This window comes from Mycobacterium sp. (assembly GCF_035314665.1).
GTDB lineage: Bacteria > Actinomycetota > Actinomycetes > Mycobacteriales > Mycobacteriaceae > Mycobacterium.
The window spans coordinates 18,124-32,341 of record NZ_DATFZD010000106.1; the positions used below are offsets into that span (position 1 = coordinate 18,124).

Sequence of the window (14,218 nt, forward strand, 5' to 3'; positions counted from 1 at the left end):
CCGCCGGAGGAAGGACTACTCATCCCGCAGTGCCGTCGATGGTGCTGCCTGCGTGCTTCTCCACGCGGGCATGACCGCCGCGAGTATCGCAGCCATCGTGGCGAGTGCGGCATATCTTATTGCTTCTAAAAATGGGAATATAAACGGCGCAACGGAACCCACATCGACGATTGCAGCCCGTCGAACCGCTTCTATGATTGCAATGCAGAGCGCTGCGCTGAATACGGCGCCCGCTGCGCTGGCGATGATGGCTTCGAAAGTTGTGACGGCGAAGACCTTGAATCGGGTAGCCCCAAGCGCCTGTATCAGTGCTATCTCGCGTCGACGCCGTATTCCGACAAGCACCAGGGTTGCGGACACCGATACGAAAGCGATAGCGAGGAGGCCGTATTTGAGCGTGTTCAATGGTGCGAGAAATCGAGCCTCGCCGCTGGCGACGGCGGTTCGATATCCCACTGCGTCCACCACCTTGACAGGCTGGTTGAAATGACTGGAGTTAATCTCTGCGGAAATCTGCTCAAGCGAAGATCCCGCCTTCGGTTTGAGGAAAACCAAATCCGCCGGCTCAGGACCGAAAAGCTGGTCGGCAAGGCGATATGGCATTTGAATCCTCCGCCCGCCCACTTCAGGGGTCGCCAGAATCGTACCGATGGTCATTTTCCGAGCTTTTGGTCCGCTTCCGAGAAGGAGCGTGTCGCCGATGCGAATACCGTTCTCGCGGGCGAGTATGCTGCCGATGACCAGTCGATTTGCGTCAATGCTGACCTGTGGGGCTTGCCCGGCGAGCACTGGGAAAGGAAAGGTCGGCCGATCCTCGGCTCGTACGAAAGCCAATGATCCATTCGCCAGCGTGGTCTCGATTTCTGCCATTCGCTCGACGGTGTCAACCCCCGGTAAGGACGCCAGCTTTGCTACGGTGTCACGGGAGAATTTGGCATCCATCGACCCAAAGTCGGTAAATCGCGTGGTGGTGAGTACCAGACGTCCGTGTGCCTGTGATTGAGCCACGTCGCCGACGCCGCGGTTGATTGCGATAAGGAATCCAGAGAGCAGTATCGCGGCGGCTACGGGTACTGCGACAGCGCCTGCAATCGCGGTTGTCCGTGATCCGTTGGCCCTGAGTCCGCTCAGCGCTACGGTGAGCGTTGCACTGTGCGCTCGGTCAGGTCGGGACCGGATCGAGGTGATCGCCAGTGCGCTCAGATATGCTGCGGCCCAGAGCAATCCAATTACGGCGATAACGACCCCGCCATTGGTAACCGCAGCCTGCCAAGGCTCGAGACCGCCGGATGTGGTAGCCAGCCTCGCGGAGATAACTCCGGCAAAACCGATGGCGAGCATCGCCACCGCTTTGGGCCAGATGCCTCGTGATTTGGTGTACTCGTGGGTGGCTCGGCCCGAGAGTTCGCCCGCTATCGCGGTTTTCGACGCTGACAGGCTGGGGACTATCGCCGCAAGAACCGCGAGGAGCACCCCGGTTCCCAGTCCAACCGCAACGACACTCGGTTCGACCACGACCGGGACATTGACACCAACAAACAATTGGGTCAGCTCACTGGCGCTCGCAACGACTGGCCTTGCGATGACAATGCCGATGAGAATCCCGATGACTGATCCGGCTGCTCCAAGCAGGGCAGCTTCAGCCAGGAATCCGGTCACAGCGGATACCGGCGATGCGCCCAGGGCGGCGGCGATCGCGATCTCGCGTCGCCGCTCCTCGACGGACAGGCGGGTGATTTGGGCGATCAGGATGACACCTACCCCGACCGCGATGAGCGCGAAGATCCCTAGCAGCGGAAGAAGTACGGTGTTGACGTCGAATCCCCGGGCCGGGTCCCGGCGAGTGAGGACGTGGAATCCAGGCCCTAGTGCGTCGACTAAGCGTGCCCGCACCGCCGATGCGCTCGAGTTGTCGGCCACCCTCACGTAGAGGATGTCGACCCGGTCAGATCGCGCGAATTGTGCCTTTGCTGTACTGAGTGGCAACACCACAACGCGCCCGTTGTTGACGGTATCCAGTTGTGGGACTTGCTGAATCGTAGGCATCGACAGCTGCCCTACGTCCGTCGCCAGTGTCGCGGAAGGGCTCAATGATCTGCCGAGCGTGGTCGACGTAGCCAACATCGGTGGTTCTCGTTGGCCGGGTTGGCATACCTTCGGATCGATGATCCACTGGGCCGAACAGTCGATTCCCAGGGCCAGCACGAATGTTTCGTGGTCACGGTTGCGTACCAACGTCACGGCACGGATGACGGGCACTGTCGCCGACACGCCCGGCACACGGCTGGCAGTATTGATAACCGCCGGTTCGATGCCGCCCCGAGTCGCCGCGCCAACGATACGCAACGGCGCGGGGCCGGCAATTCGGTAACCGACATCGTCGATAGCGGTGCGGACGCTGGTGGTTTCGATCATCACGGCGACAGCAACGGCCACCCCACCCCCGAGAGAAAGCGCGGCCAGTAACGCGCGCAGTGTATGCCGCCGGATAGCCCGGAGATTGATGATGCGCAGAACGCTGAGAGTCGCGGCTAAACGCCGGGGCGCCATCGCCATCTTGTGCTTCTTGCCTGTATTGCGCTGCTGTCTGATTCTATGCGACCGTCGAGAAGCGAAATGAGCCGAGGGGCTTTTGCGGCGATCGACCGATCATGCGTGACGAGGACGATCGTTTGACCTGACGAATTGAGGCTTTCGAGGGCATCGATGACCTTACGACCGTTCTCGGTGTCTAAATTGCCTGTGGGTTCGTCGGCGAGTATCACATCCGGCGTCATGAACAACGCTCGCGCGATCGCCACCCGCTGCTGCTCACCACCAGACAACTCCGCGGGCACCCGGTTGGCCAACCCGACGACACCGAACTGATCCAACAATCTGAGTGCCCGGTCATACCGATCCCTGCCAGATTCACCGGCTAGCAAACTGGGAAGCATCACATTCTCGGCAACGGTTAGCCCGGCGAGCAGATTGAACGACTGGAATACGTACCCTGTTGTGCGACTGCGGACGCGGGCCAACTGCCGGCCAGACAGCTCGGCCACACTCTTGTGGTTGATCAGAACATCGCCGCTCGTCGGAGGCTCCAGCAATCCGAGAATGCTCAGCAATGTCGACTTGCCCGAACCCGAAGGTCCGACCAACGCCACGAACTCGCCCCGGAATATTTGCAAATAAATGTTTTTGAGGACCGGCGTTACGGTGGCCCCGCGGCCAAACGACTTGCAGAGGTTTCGCGCTTCAAGAACAGCGGTACGGCGAGCATCGCCGCCGCCCACTCCCACATTCTCATCTTAAACCCGGGGCGGACGGAATGCGCTTGCTACAGCGGGCCGGGCCGAATGCGGACCACACCTGCACGATCGGATAGACACGTGGGATTTCTTCGTGGCGCGTGGTGCAGCATTGCGTACGATAGCTGGCTGGCGAAACACTCTATGGCAGTGAACTGTCATAGTCAATGATCGGCCGGGTCGAGCGATGACATCCGCTTATGCTCACATTCGCCATCGCCGCCGACCACTACGGGTGCGCGCCGTGGTGCCTGGCAGCTTTTTTCGTCTCGCGCGTGGCTGGCACCGCACTGGCAGTAGACTGTCACATTGCTGTATCGAATACGCGCTTCCAAGGGGATAAGGAGTTCAACATGGGTCGTCTGGACGGCAGGGTCGCGTTCATCACCGGAGCCGCTCGCGGGCAGGGCCGTGCACATGCGGTCCGATTGGCATCCGATGGTGCCGACATCATCGCGCTGGACATCTGCGCCGACATCGCCTCGATGGATTACCCCAACGCCACGCCGTTGGATCTCGAAGAGACGGCGAAACTCGTCGAGGGGGCCGGCGGCTGCATCGTGGCGCGACAGGCCGACACCCGGGACGCCGATGCCGTCGAGAAGACCCTGTCCGAAGGGCTGGCTGAGTTTGGACGTCTGGACATAGTGATCGCCAATGCGGGCATCATTCGTCTTTCTCACGGCGGTGACGATCGGCAAGTTTTCCGCGACATCGTCGACGTGAACCTGATCGGCGTCTGGAACACGGTGCGGGCTGCCATTCCGGCGCTTATCGACGGTGGCCGCGGCGGATCGATCGTCATCACCAGCTCCAGCGCGGGGCTGAAGGGCACCGGCACGGACAAGGCCGGCGGGCAGGCCTACACGGCGGCCAAGCGCGGGCTGGTCGGCCTGATGCAGGTGTGGGCGAATGACCTGGCCAAGCACTCGATCCGGGTCAACACGATCCACCCCACCGGGGTCGCGACAGGCATGGTGATGAACGAAGCCATGCAAAAGCTGATAGCGGAAAGTGACGGATCGCTCGAACAGATGCAGAACGCATTGCCCATTCCGGTCCTGATGCCCGAGGACATTGCCAGCGCGGTCGCCTTCCTCGTGTCCGACGAGGCGAACTTCATCACCGGCACTGCCTGGCCGCTCGACGCCGGATTCGCGGTCCGATAGTCGACCGCTAATCAGCACATCCGCGCCGTGGGCGCCTTGTTAACCTCCGCTATACCCGGTGCCTGGCTGAAGGTCACCACCGGCGCCACTGACAGCGCCGGGGTCTTTCGTCAGATCGACGTCGTGGTCGAGGTCGGGCAACACAGGGATGAGCGCGCAGAACGGAACGAAGGCAAGTCCGCAGGGTGAGACGTTGGGATCGGCACTCGCGGGTGCGGCCAGATAGATGGCCGCCGCGACGGCTCCCACGGCGGCGATGGTCGTCTTCCGAATGATCGACATGCGACTCCTTCAACGCGGTCGCCCGTAGTATTCCATTGCCCGTGCGGGCGTGGGCCGCGTTTGCCGGAGCCGGGCGCCGTCACTGTCCCGAGCGAACAATTGCAACCGTATCGACCGCCCAACGGATTCGATTCGGTAGGTCTTGAAGGGAACTCACCGGCAGACAACGCCGGCGCGGGAGAGCATGAAGTGACTATCGGAAGGGGCGGTAGCCCCGTGCCAATCGCGTGGCGGATAGAAACCGTCGGAAACGACGCGTATCGCTTTTTCAACTTCTCAGGCGGTGAAGCCTGAGCTGAAGATGTAGATCGCACAGTGCTTTCCGCACCACTTTCCCGGCGCTGTTCTGCGGCAGCGCATCAATCGTGTACCAGTGCGCCGGCACTTTGAATCCGGCCAGTCTCGCGCGTGCAAACGATCGCAGTCCTGCCGCCTGCGGCGGATGCGATGGGTCGGCCGGAACGACGAAGGCCGCCAGGTTCTCACCGAGGTGGGGATCGGGCACACCGACCACGCCGACGGCTGCGACACCGGGATGGGCGGCAAGAACGTTTTCGATCTCCACCGGATACACGTTTTCTCCGCCGCGGATGACCATGTCGTGCCGCCGCCCCACCAGGTGGAGGTAGCCGTCGGCGTCGATCGTTCCCAGATCGCCGGTGTGCAGCCAACCGTCGGGGCCGTGTACCGAAAGGTGCGGTGCAGCGGCGAGCACCTCACCGACTCCCGACGCATCCGGCTGGTCCAACCGCAACCGCAGGCCCGGGACCGGGCGCCCAACCGTGTTCAGCAGATGAGGCTCTCCCGCGGCCGCACGGCGGTGATCATCGGCGTCCAGGCATGTGATAGGGCTGCCCTCAGTTTGCCCGAACAGGTTGAACAGCCGCACGCCGGGCATCAGCGTTAACAACCGGCGCAAGGTCTCGGGTGTGATCGGTGAGGCACCGTAGATCAGCGTCCGCAATCCCACGGCATCGAGCAGGTTTTCGGCTAGCAGCATCTCGATCATCGTGGGCACCAGCAGGCAATGCGTCGCGCCGAGCCGGCGCAGGCCGCGCCACCATTCGAGGCTGACCGCGTCGTCGGCAGCACCGCCGCGCCCATCGACACCGCAACGAGGGTGTTCCCCAGTCCGCCGAGGTGGTGCAACGGCGAACCGGTCGCGAAGCGATGGTCCGGCCCGAACCCGATTAGCGCGCTCAGCACTTCGGTGCGCGCGGACAACACGTCCTGCGTGAACGCAACCCGTTTCGGTCCTCCCGTGGTGCCTGCGGTGTGGAGGTAGAAGGCCACACCTTCCGCGGTGGCCGACAGGCCTGACCGCGACACCGGCAAAGCCGGCAACGCAAACACGCGCGCATCCGTCGCTGCGGCAACCCGTTGTGCCGTTTCGACGAACGGCGGTTCCGTCAGCAGTACATCCGAGCCCGAGCCACGTACCATCACGGCAAGTTCGCCCACCGTCAGCCTCGGGCCCAACGGCGCCAATGGCATGTTGGCGGCCGCACCGCCGATCAACAACGCCAACGCGTCTGCGTTGGTGGTGAGTAGTGCCGGCACCGCACAGCCGTCTGCGACGTCCAGGGCGGTCAAATACTCTGCGGCAGCGACCGCCTTGCCGATCAGCTCCCGGCCCGTGACGGCCCCGGACGCGTCGGCCACGGCCAGCCTGTCGCTGCCGGCATGGACGTCGCTGATCCGTTCCAACCACGTCATGCGCGTTCTAGGAGTGCTCGAGCGACGCGACAGAACCAGCCGCGTCGCGCGTCGGCGCGTACCTGGAGCGCAGACCCAGATCGGTTGTCAAACCTCGGAATCCCACCTTGTCACGGAGGACGTGAAGCTACCTCCGAGCTTGGCAACGATCCACGGTGGGAGCCGCTTTGGCATCGGCGTCGGCACGATCCGGGCGCCGCGTTCCTTCAGCAGAGCTTCGTAGGCCGCGGTGTCCCCGTTGAACGCCGGCCCCTCGCCGGCGATGAATCCGTACAACTCACAGCCTTCCGGGCCGGCCTCCCATGGGCCGAACACATCACCCCACTCGAGCATGATGTGCGTGCCCGGCCCGCAGACCACGTCACCGCAGCGAAGCTCACCCGACAGGATGAAGTTGCTGTGATCGCCGGTATGACCATGCCGAGGTGAGATGGCTCCCGGATCCCACTTGTTCCAGAACGCGAAATATCGCGGCGACATCTCGATCCACTTCTCCCAGATCGACGCCGTACGACCGTCATCGAATTCGTACCGCAGCATCTCCTCGGCCGGAACGTCGTCGAGGTGCTTGATCGACGGACCACCCCTCATAGCCGCACCACCTTTCATGCCTCGCGGGCTGCACAGATCGTCCGGTCGTAGCACAAAGGTGTCAAGAAATGTTCATCGGACAGGACAGGACGCGTAGGCGTAGTCGCATTGCTACCGCGGAGACACATTTAGGCGACCCGGCGTAGAGACCTGATTACGTTGTCAGCATGCTTGCCACGGTGACCGAACTGCTGAACCTGCTCGACCTCACCGAGATGGGAAACGACGCGTTCGAGGGCAGCCAGCCCGATCCGCCGAACCACCACATCGTGGGCGGCCAAATCGCCGCGCAGGCCCTGCTCGCGGCGAGCAAGACCGTCGCGGGCCGGCGGCCGCACAGCCTGCACCTGTACTTCCTGAGGCTCGGGGACGCCCGCTATCCCGTGCATTTCTACGTCAGCAGGCTGCGTGACGGCGGCACGTTCTCTGCCCGCAGGGTAACCGCAGCCCAAGGTGGTGAGGTCCTGATGGAGGCGATTGCGTCGTTCACTAGGGACGTCGACAACGTCGAATACCAGGACGGCATGCCGGACGCGCCTGCACCCGAAACCCTGGTGCGGGTCGAGCAGCAGCTGGCGCCGTACGCAGGCGAATTCGACGGTTGGTGGGTACGGCCACGCGCGTTCGAAATGCGTTACGTCGAACCGCCGCCGCGAATCGCGCTCGATCGCACCGGTTCTCCGTCTTCGGTGAGCCGGATATGGCTTCGCGCCGATGGCGTGGTTCCCGACGACGAGGTCGTCAACAGTTGTGTACTCACCTACCTGACTGCGCTGACGCTGCTCGAGTGCGCGATGACGGCGATGCGTAAGGCGCCGATGGGAACCGGTGTTTCCGCGTTGCTGGACCACGCTGTGTGGTTCCACCGGCGCGCCGACTTCTCAGACTGGCTGTTCTACGATCAGCACTCGCCCAGCGGCGTCGGCGGTCGCGCGCTGGCGACCGGCACCGTCTATAACCGCGACGGAGCGCTGGTCTGCAGGGCGACCCAAGAGGGCTACTTCCGCAAACGGCTCAGCACGGGTTGACCGGCACGGGTGGCTTGAAGTGGCAGCTGACTGACAAAGGCTCGCCTACGGCCTGCCCCGAGTCATCAACGTGGCGTCGCTAACCGTTCACCGACACGGCAACACGCAACCCCTGTTTTCCCGGCATGAGGGCACGTTGAGCGTTCACCCGACGTGTGGTGCCCGCAGCGGACTGTCGCGTCCCCTCTCGCGTCGTGAAACGCACCCGACAACTTTGGGGTGGAACCAGAAGACAGCTGGGACGCCCAGCCGGAGCCGACCCACGAGCCAGACATCGGGCGATGTCAAACGGAGATGTCACACCCTGGCGGAATCACCCCGCAGACCGTCCCGGCGGTGGGCGGGCCGTCTCGCCGAAAACGCCGTCAGCGGCATTTGTGACGCGTAGTGTGGCAGTTCTCTGTCACACGAAACTTGGACCGCAAGGATCGACGATGTCGCAGCGTGCTGCCGCCTAGGAGGGCTATGGTGACCACCGCGGTGCTGGCCCATGGCATTTGGGTTCGGGACCCTGCGGACCTTGTCAAGGAGGGCCGACAACGTAGTGACCAGGGAAGAGACGACTATGCGTGAGAAGGATCGGAGTCAGGCCGCGCCCGGACAGCAGTTTTGCAGTTGGCTCGGCACTGGCGAGACGGACACGATCAACGACGTGATCCGCCGCGCCGCCGAGAGCTGGCCCGATCGGATATACCTGGATTTCTCCGGCGAGACCTGGACCTACCAGCAGGTGTATCTACGCGCCCTCGCCTACGCCGCGGGACTGGCAGACGCCGGCGTGCGACGCGGCGACACGGTGGCCACGGTCCTGGACAACCACATCGACGCGGTCACGCTGTGGTTCGGAATCAATTTCCTGGGCGCGATCTCGGTCCCGGTCAACACGGCAAACAAAGGCGAGTTTCTGCGCCACCAGCTTGACGACTCTGCAGCGAAAATCGTGGTGGCCGAATCCGGCTATGCCGAAAGGATTCTCGACGTCGCCGATGGCGTCAGCAACCTTGCCACATTGCTGTACCGGGGGGACTTGCCGGACCGCACCAAGCCAGACATCCGGGTCGCGCCGGTCACCGACATTCGTCGCGACGGCACCGATTTCACCCCCCACACGGTCCGCCCTGAGGACCTGGCCATCTTGATCTACACATCGGGGACCACCGGTCCGGCTAAGGGCTGCATGTCAAGCCACAACTACTACTGCAACGTGGCGCGGCGCAGCAACGTGATGTTCGAGCGGACCGCGAACACGGTGGTCTGGTCGCCGATGCCGCTGTTTCATCTGATGGCGACGGCGGTGGTCGTGCTGGCCACCGCTCAGGTCGGTGCGCGCGCGGCGCTGCTGCAGCACTTTTCATTGTCGAATTTCTGGTCGGAGATCGAACGCACCGGGGCCACCGAGGCCAACCTGATCGGTGCGATGGCGCCGCTGGTGGCGACCATGCCCGAGTCCCCGGAGATGCAACGCTGCCGCGGACAGCTTCGCGTGATGGGCGCGAATCCCGTGACCGCGGAGCTCGCGCAGATCTTCCGGGAACGCTTCGGCGCGCAGTTGGTGGCCGGCCAGGTCTACGCACAGTCCGAGGCAACGTTCATCGCGTGCCCGCGGCCCGGTGAGCAGGCACCGGTGGCCAGTGCGGGCCGACCCAATGACGACTTCGAGGTGCGAATTTTCGACGACGACGACCATGACGTACCGACCGGCCAGGTCGGCGAGATCGTGTGCCGCCCGACACGGCCCCATGTGATGTTCGAAGGCTACTGGCGTCGGCCCGAGGCAACGTTGAAGGTGATGCACAACCTCTGGCTGCACACCGGTGACCTCGGCAAATTCGACGCCGACGGCTGGCTGCACTTCGTGGACCGCAAGGAAGACTACCTGCGCCGCCGCGGCGAGAACATTTCCAGCCAGGCGGTCGAGGAGGTGTTCCTCAACCATCCATCCATCGCCGACGCCGCGGTGCATGCCGTCCCGTCCGAACTCAGCGAGGACGAGGTCAAGGTGACAGTTGTGCTGCGTGCCGACGGCGAGCTCGTAACGCCCAGGGACCTGTTCGAGTGGGCCGTCGACAAACTGCCTTACTTCGCTCTGCCACGGTTCATCGAGTTCCGCGATCAACTGCCCCTGACACCGACGGGCAAAGTCCTCAAACATGTCCTCCGCAAGGAAGGCGCCACGGAGGCGACCTGGGACCGTGAGAAGTCCGACGTGACGGTGCAGAGGCGATAGTGCTGCAGTTGTCCGTCCGTGACGCCTTCATGCCGCACAACGCTTCAGCAAGCTACACCGCGCCGCCGTCTGCAAGCTGAAGAACAAAGGAGCGCGATGAACCAGGCGATAGTCCCGGGACGCCCGCCGGTCGGCCCGTTCACCTTGCGGCAGCGACTGATGGAGCTGCGGTTTCCTGTGGAGTATGCGAGCTACTTCGCAATGGCTCCGCGGTTGCGCAAGGTGTATCCATTGGGACCACCCCATGCGATTCTGTGCCTGCCGGGAGGGCTGGTCGGCGACGGGTTGACCGCGATTTTGCGCTGGGGCCTGCGCGGGCACGGGTATGACGCCCACGGCTGGGGACTGGGCCGCAACCTGGGGGCCAACGAGGAGAAGCTGGCCGGCATGCGCGCCCGGGTTGACGAGCTCTACGCGCTGCATGACGCGAAGATCACCATTATCGGGTGGAGCCTGGGCGGCATCTACGGTCGCACGCTGGCCCGGGACAAACCCGACAAGATCCGCCAAGTCATTTCGCTCGGCAGCCCTTTCCGCATGGTCGAAAGTGACCGATTCGCACCGTTCGGGCGGGAGCGGTGGGATCGATTTGTCCAAGAGCACTCACCGGAGCTGGATCTGTTGTGGGTTCACGAGCATCACCGGCCGCCGCTGATGGTGCCGGCGACGTCGATCTACAGCCCCAACGATGGTGTCGCGCCGTGGCAGCTGAGTATCGACCAGACCGGACCAGGCGCCCCTAACCCCCGGGCCGAGAACGTCGCGGTATGGGGCACCCACTCGGGGATCGGCGCCAATCCCGCGGCGCTCGCGGTCATTCTGGATCGGCTGGCGCAGCCGGATGACACCTGGAAGCCGTTCACTCCGATCCCGCTGTTGAGCCGCTGGTATCTGCCAGCGGTTTCGTGGTCGCCTCCCGGCGATGACGAGTTGGCGCAAAACGACCGTGACAACCCGAACACCTGAGGAGGACACGGTGTCGATCAGCCCACCGCCCCTGCACCTGCTGCCTGAACCCGGCGCGCTGATCGGCGATCGCGTCGTCACGGACGGGTCGGGCGGCGAATACGAGCATGCCTATGCGGCCACCGGTCGCCTGACCAAACGGGTGCCCCTGGGCGGACCCCACGAAGTCGAGATGGCCACCAGGGCCGCCCGTGAGGCGCTGGTTGTCTGGAAGGCCATGTCGACGAACGAGCGCCGGCGCCTGATGCTCAGGGTCGCCGACCTGGTCCGCAACGACACTGATGTGCTTGGCAGCCTCACCACGGTTGACGCGGGTACACCGAAAACCGCAAGCGATGTGGCGGCGGCGTGGGCCGCTGAATTCCTGCAATACAACGCGGCTTGGGTTGACCGCATCGGCGGGGAGATCCGCCCGGCCGACCAGGGCCGTCCCGTGCATGCTTACACCCGAGACGAGCCCTACGGTGTGGTGGGAGCGATGACACCGTTCAACGCCCCGATCATCGCCGCCAGCATGGTGCTCGGTCCGGTGCTTGCCGCGGGAAACACCATTGTCGTCAAGCCCTCCCATATGGCGCCCTACGCCATCCTGCGCCTGGGAAAGCTGTTCCTGGAAGCCGGTTTCCCGCCCGGCGTGGTGAACATCGTGCCCGGACCGCCAGAGACCGGGGAAGCGCTGGTTCGCTCCCCGGACGTCGACAAGGTGTTCTTTGAGGGCAGCACGAAAAGTGCCCGCTACGTGCTGGTCGCCGCGGCCGAGAGCGGTCCGAAACCCGTTGCGCTGGAGCTTGGCGGCAAGTCGCCGGCAATCATATTCGACGACGCCGACCTCGACGCCGCGGTCGCCAGCACGATCGGCGGCGGCTTCACGATGGGCGGCCAGGGCTGCGTCCTCGGCACGCGGCTCTTGGTTCAGGGTTCGGTCTATGACCGGTTCGTCGAAAAGGCCACCGCGCTGGCGTCGTCGATCGTCCTCGGCGACCCGTTCGCGGAGGCGACCATGATGGGACCCGTCGTGAATGCGACGGCATCCGAACGCATCCTGGGCGTGATTTCCGATGCGGTCGACCGTGGCGAGGGCAAGCTGGTTGCCGGCGGGGAGCGGGCAGGAGGGGAGTTGGCCGACGGATATTTCATCGCACCAACGCTGTTCGCTGATGTCGACCACTCTGCGCCGATCGCCCGTGAAGAGATTTTCGGCCCGGTGCTGTCCATCATGCGCTTCGACGCTGAGGCAGACGCGCTGCGTATCGCCAACGACTCACAATACGGGCTGGGCGCCTATGTCTACTCCAACGACGTCGGGCGTGTGCATCGCATGGCGGAGGAGATCGAGAGCGGGATGGTCTATGTCAATGGCTTGCCATCGGCAGGCCCGACACCCGGGCTGCCATTCGGCGGCGTCAAGCACAGCGGATTCGGCCGGCTCGGGGGCATCGAGGCCATCCGTGAGTTCACGCGGCCGAAGGCCGTCATGATGTTTCTGTGAGGCAACCGCCCTGTGTCGGCGGGTGGGGACCCGGGTGGCGATCCGCAATGCGTTGCATCTGATTTGCCTGGCGGTCACTGCCGGGCAGTCGCTGCCGGTCTCTCATTCCGCCCGCTTTGTCTGATGCCGCAATTGATCCTGCACGGATGGAAGGTGAGAGATGAAAGACTATTTAGGATATGCGGACACGGTGTGTGTGATCACCGGCGCCGCTTCCGGTATGGGCAAGGCAGCGACCGAAATGCTCGTGGACTTGGGCGCGACGGTGTACGCACTCGATGCCAACGAGGTCACCACTCCGGGCATCGCCGCTTTCGTCCAGGTCGATCTGAGTGAGAAAGCAGCCATCGATCACGCCTTCAAGAACCTCCCGGACCGGATCGACAAGTTCTTCGGCGTTGCCGGACTATCGGGTGTGAAGACCGACTATCACACGACCGTGACGGTGAACTACATCGCCAACAAGTACATAACCGAGCAGTACCTGGACAGCCGGGTGGTCCGCGGCGGCGCGATCGCCTACATCACCTCCACCGGCGGTACCCACTGGAAGGGGTACAGGTGGGAGTACAAGAAGCTTCTCGAGGCCCAGAACTGGGAGGCGATGACCGCGGAACTGCACAAGACAGCGCCCGCGGACGGGTTCAGACCCTTTGCCTACGTCTTGTCCAAGCGGTGTATGAATGCTTATGCTGCAAGCAAAATGGTCCACTTTGCCGAAAAGGGCATCAGGGTCAATGTGGTGCTGCCCGCCAGCACCAACACGGGCATGCGCGATGAGTTCGCCCAGCTGGTCGGTTCGGAGGAGAACCTCATCAAACAGACGGGCATCGCCGGCAGATTGGCAGAACCCCGGGAAATGGCCGAGCCGCTGGTGTTCCTGAACAGCAATATGGCCTCGTTCATCACCGGCTGCAGATTGATGGTCGACTACGGTGACGAAACGCTCAAGCTGTTGAAGCTCAAGAGAGATCTGCAGAATATGCCTGTCGCACTGAAGATCTACAACACCGGGCTCGTCAAGAAGCTGATGCAGACCTACATCGACAAGGCCTAGCCGCACGCCCTTGGGTCTTCAGGGGAACCGGGTGGTGGTTCCGGGAGCCAGCCGCTTCCTGTGCCCATGGCATTCGACTTCGACACCCTGAACTTCACGGGGATCCACGCTGATGATCACACCCTTTCCGCTGACCCGCAGGTGCAGATGCAGACCGCGGTAGTGGATCGGGAAGGCTAAAACCCCAAGTGTTTCCGGCCAATTCGGGCTGAGAATGAGGCGATCTGCGCGGGTTTCCAGCCCGGTGAAGCACCGCTGCACGAGATCGACGCTCCCCGCCATTGCCGCGAGGTGGATGCCTTCGGAGGTGGTGCCGCCCTGGATGTCGGCGACGTCGGAATTCAGCACCTGTTGGAAGAATTCCATCGCGCGATCGCGGTTGGCCCTGGCCAGCACCCAT

13 protein-coding genes are annotated in these 14,218 nt (G+C 63.5%); 6 read left to right on the forward strand and 7 right to left on the reverse strand.

The window, feature by feature from the left end; all coding sequences use genetic code 11:
* Positions 1 to 15: 15 nt before the first annotated feature.
* Together VKI00_RS08100 and VKI00_RS08105 are read right to left on the reverse strand one after the other, a co-directional pair.
* Positions 16 to 2,556, reverse strand: coding sequence for an ABC transporter permease (locus VKI00_RS08100; RefSeq protein ID WP_324436577.1), 2,541 nt, complete (start codon positions 2,554 to 2,556; stop codon positions 16 to 18).
* Entirely contained in the window at positions 2,532 to 3,278 is a 747-nt protein-coding gene (locus VKI00_RS08105) for an ABC transporter ATP-binding protein (RefSeq protein WP_324436579.1), read from the reverse strand. The genes VKI00_RS08100 and VKI00_RS08105 overlap by 25 nt, the downstream gene beginning before the upstream one ends.
* Before the next feature lie 368 nt (positions 3,279 to 3,646).
* On the opposite strand from VKI00_RS08105, the gene VKI00_RS08110 reads away from it, so the two are divergent.
* Positions 3,647 to 4,462, forward strand: coding sequence for a mycofactocin-coupled SDR family oxidoreductase (locus VKI00_RS08110; protein WP_324436599.1), 816 nt, complete (start codon positions 3,647 to 3,649; stop codon positions 4,460 to 4,462).
* 39 nt (positions 4,463 to 4,501) lie between these two features.
* Here the strand turns inward: VKI00_RS08110 and VKI00_RS08115 are convergent, their stop codons facing one another.
* The 4 genes from VKI00_RS08115 to VKI00_RS08130 all read right to left on the reverse strand — a co-directional run bounded on the left by VKI00_RS08115 (position 4,502) and on the right by VKI00_RS08130 (position 7,051).
* The gene (locus tag VKI00_RS08115; RefSeq protein ID WP_324436581.1) at positions 4,502 to 4,744 is read right to left on the reverse strand and encodes a fibronectin-binding protein; all 243 of its coding nucleotides are present in this window, start codon (positions 4,742 to 4,744) and stop codon (positions 4,502 to 4,504) included.
* 268 nt (positions 4,745 to 5,012) lie between these two features.
* Complete coding sequence (locus tag VKI00_RS08120) at positions 5,013 to 5,753, reverse strand: fatty acid--CoA ligase family protein (protein ID WP_324436583.1); 741 nt, start codon at positions 5,751 to 5,753, stop codon at positions 5,013 to 5,015.
* Positions 5,750 to 6,460, reverse strand: coding sequence for an AMP-binding protein (locus VKI00_RS08125; protein ID WP_324436584.1), 711 nt, complete (start codon positions 6,458 to 6,460; stop codon positions 5,750 to 5,752). The genes VKI00_RS08120 and VKI00_RS08125 overlap by 4 nt, the downstream gene beginning before the upstream one ends.
* Before the next feature lie 87 nt (positions 6,461 to 6,547).
* Positions 6,548 to 7,051 (reverse strand): hypothetical protein, encoded by a 504-nt coding sequence (locus VKI00_RS08130; RefSeq protein WP_324436586.1) that lies wholly within the window; start codon positions 7,049 to 7,051, stop codon positions 6,548 to 6,550.
* A gap of 167 nt (positions 7,052 to 7,218) precedes the next feature.
* Here VKI00_RS08130 and VKI00_RS08135 point away from each other — a divergent pair, with 167 nt between their 5' ends.
* From VKI00_RS08135 to VKI00_RS08155, 5 genes are all read left to right on the forward strand, one after another.
* Positions 7,219 to 8,079, forward strand: a complete 861-nt coding sequence (locus VKI00_RS08135; protein WP_324436588.1) for an acyl-CoA thioesterase — start codon at positions 7,219 to 7,221, stop codon at positions 8,077 to 8,079.
* A 565-nt stretch (positions 8,080 to 8,644) separates the two neighbouring features.
* Positions 8,645 to 10,306, forward strand: coding sequence for an AMP-binding protein (locus VKI00_RS08140; protein WP_324436590.1), 1,662 nt, complete (start codon positions 8,645 to 8,647; stop codon positions 10,304 to 10,306).
* A 96-nt stretch (positions 10,307 to 10,402) separates the two neighbouring features.
* Positions 10,403 to 11,272, forward strand: a complete 870-nt coding sequence (locus VKI00_RS08145; RefSeq protein ID WP_324436592.1) for an esterase/lipase family protein — start codon at positions 10,403 to 10,405, stop codon at positions 11,270 to 11,272.
* Positions 11,273 to 11,282: 10 nt separating this feature from the next.
* Positions 11,283 to 12,761, forward strand: coding sequence for an aldehyde dehydrogenase family protein (locus tag VKI00_RS08150; RefSeq protein ID WP_324436594.1), 1,479 nt, complete (start codon positions 11,283 to 11,285; stop codon positions 12,759 to 12,761).
* Positions 12,762 to 12,957: 196 nt separating this feature from the next.
* A complete protein-coding gene (locus VKI00_RS08155; protein ID WP_324436596.1) occupies positions 12,958 to 13,818 on the forward strand; it encodes an SDR family oxidoreductase in 861 nt (286 codons plus the stop codon).
* Between the two features lie 18 nt (positions 13,819 to 13,836).
* Here the strand turns inward: VKI00_RS08155 and VKI00_RS08160 are convergent.
* The coding region (locus VKI00_RS08160; RefSeq protein ID WP_324436597.1) for a glycosyl hydrolase family 65 protein at positions 13,837 to 14,218 on the reverse strand (382 nt) is incomplete at its 5' end.

Excerpts from the sequence above, each read along its gene's own strand:
- VKI00_RS08100 (WP_324436577.1), bottom strand. The coding sequence starts at position 2,556 with ATGGCGATGGCGCCCCGGCGTTTAGCCGCGACTCTCAGCGTTCTGCGC.
- VKI00_RS08110 (WP_324436599.1), top strand. The coding sequence starts at position 3,647 with ATGGGTCGTCTGGACGGCAGGGTCGCGTTCATCACCGGAGCCGCTCGC.
- VKI00_RS08115 (WP_324436581.1), bottom strand. The coding sequence starts at position 4,744 with ATGTCGATCATTCGGAAGACGACCATCGCCGCCGTGGGAGCCGTCGCG.
- VKI00_RS08120 (WP_324436583.1), bottom strand. The coding sequence starts at position 5,753 with ATGATCGAGATGCTGCTAGCCGAAAACCTGCTCGATGCCGTGGGATTG.
- VKI00_RS08125 (WP_324436584.1), bottom strand. The coding sequence starts at position 6,460 with ATGACGTGGTTGGAACGGATCAGCGACGTCCATGCCGGCAGCGACAGG.
- VKI00_RS08130 (WP_324436586.1), bottom strand. The coding sequence starts at position 7,051 with ATGAGGGGTGGTCCGTCGATCAAGCACCTCGACGACGTTCCGGCCGAG.
- VKI00_RS08135 (WP_324436588.1), top strand. The coding sequence starts at position 7,219 with ATGCTTGCCACGGTGACCGAACTGCTGAACCTGCTCGACCTCACCGAG.
- VKI00_RS08140 (WP_324436590.1), top strand. The coding sequence starts at position 8,645 with ATGCGTGAGAAGGATCGGAGTCAGGCCGCGCCCGGACAGCAGTTTTGC.
- VKI00_RS08145 (WP_324436592.1), top strand. The coding sequence starts at position 10,403 with ATGAACCAGGCGATAGTCCCGGGACGCCCGCCGGTCGGCCCGTTCACC.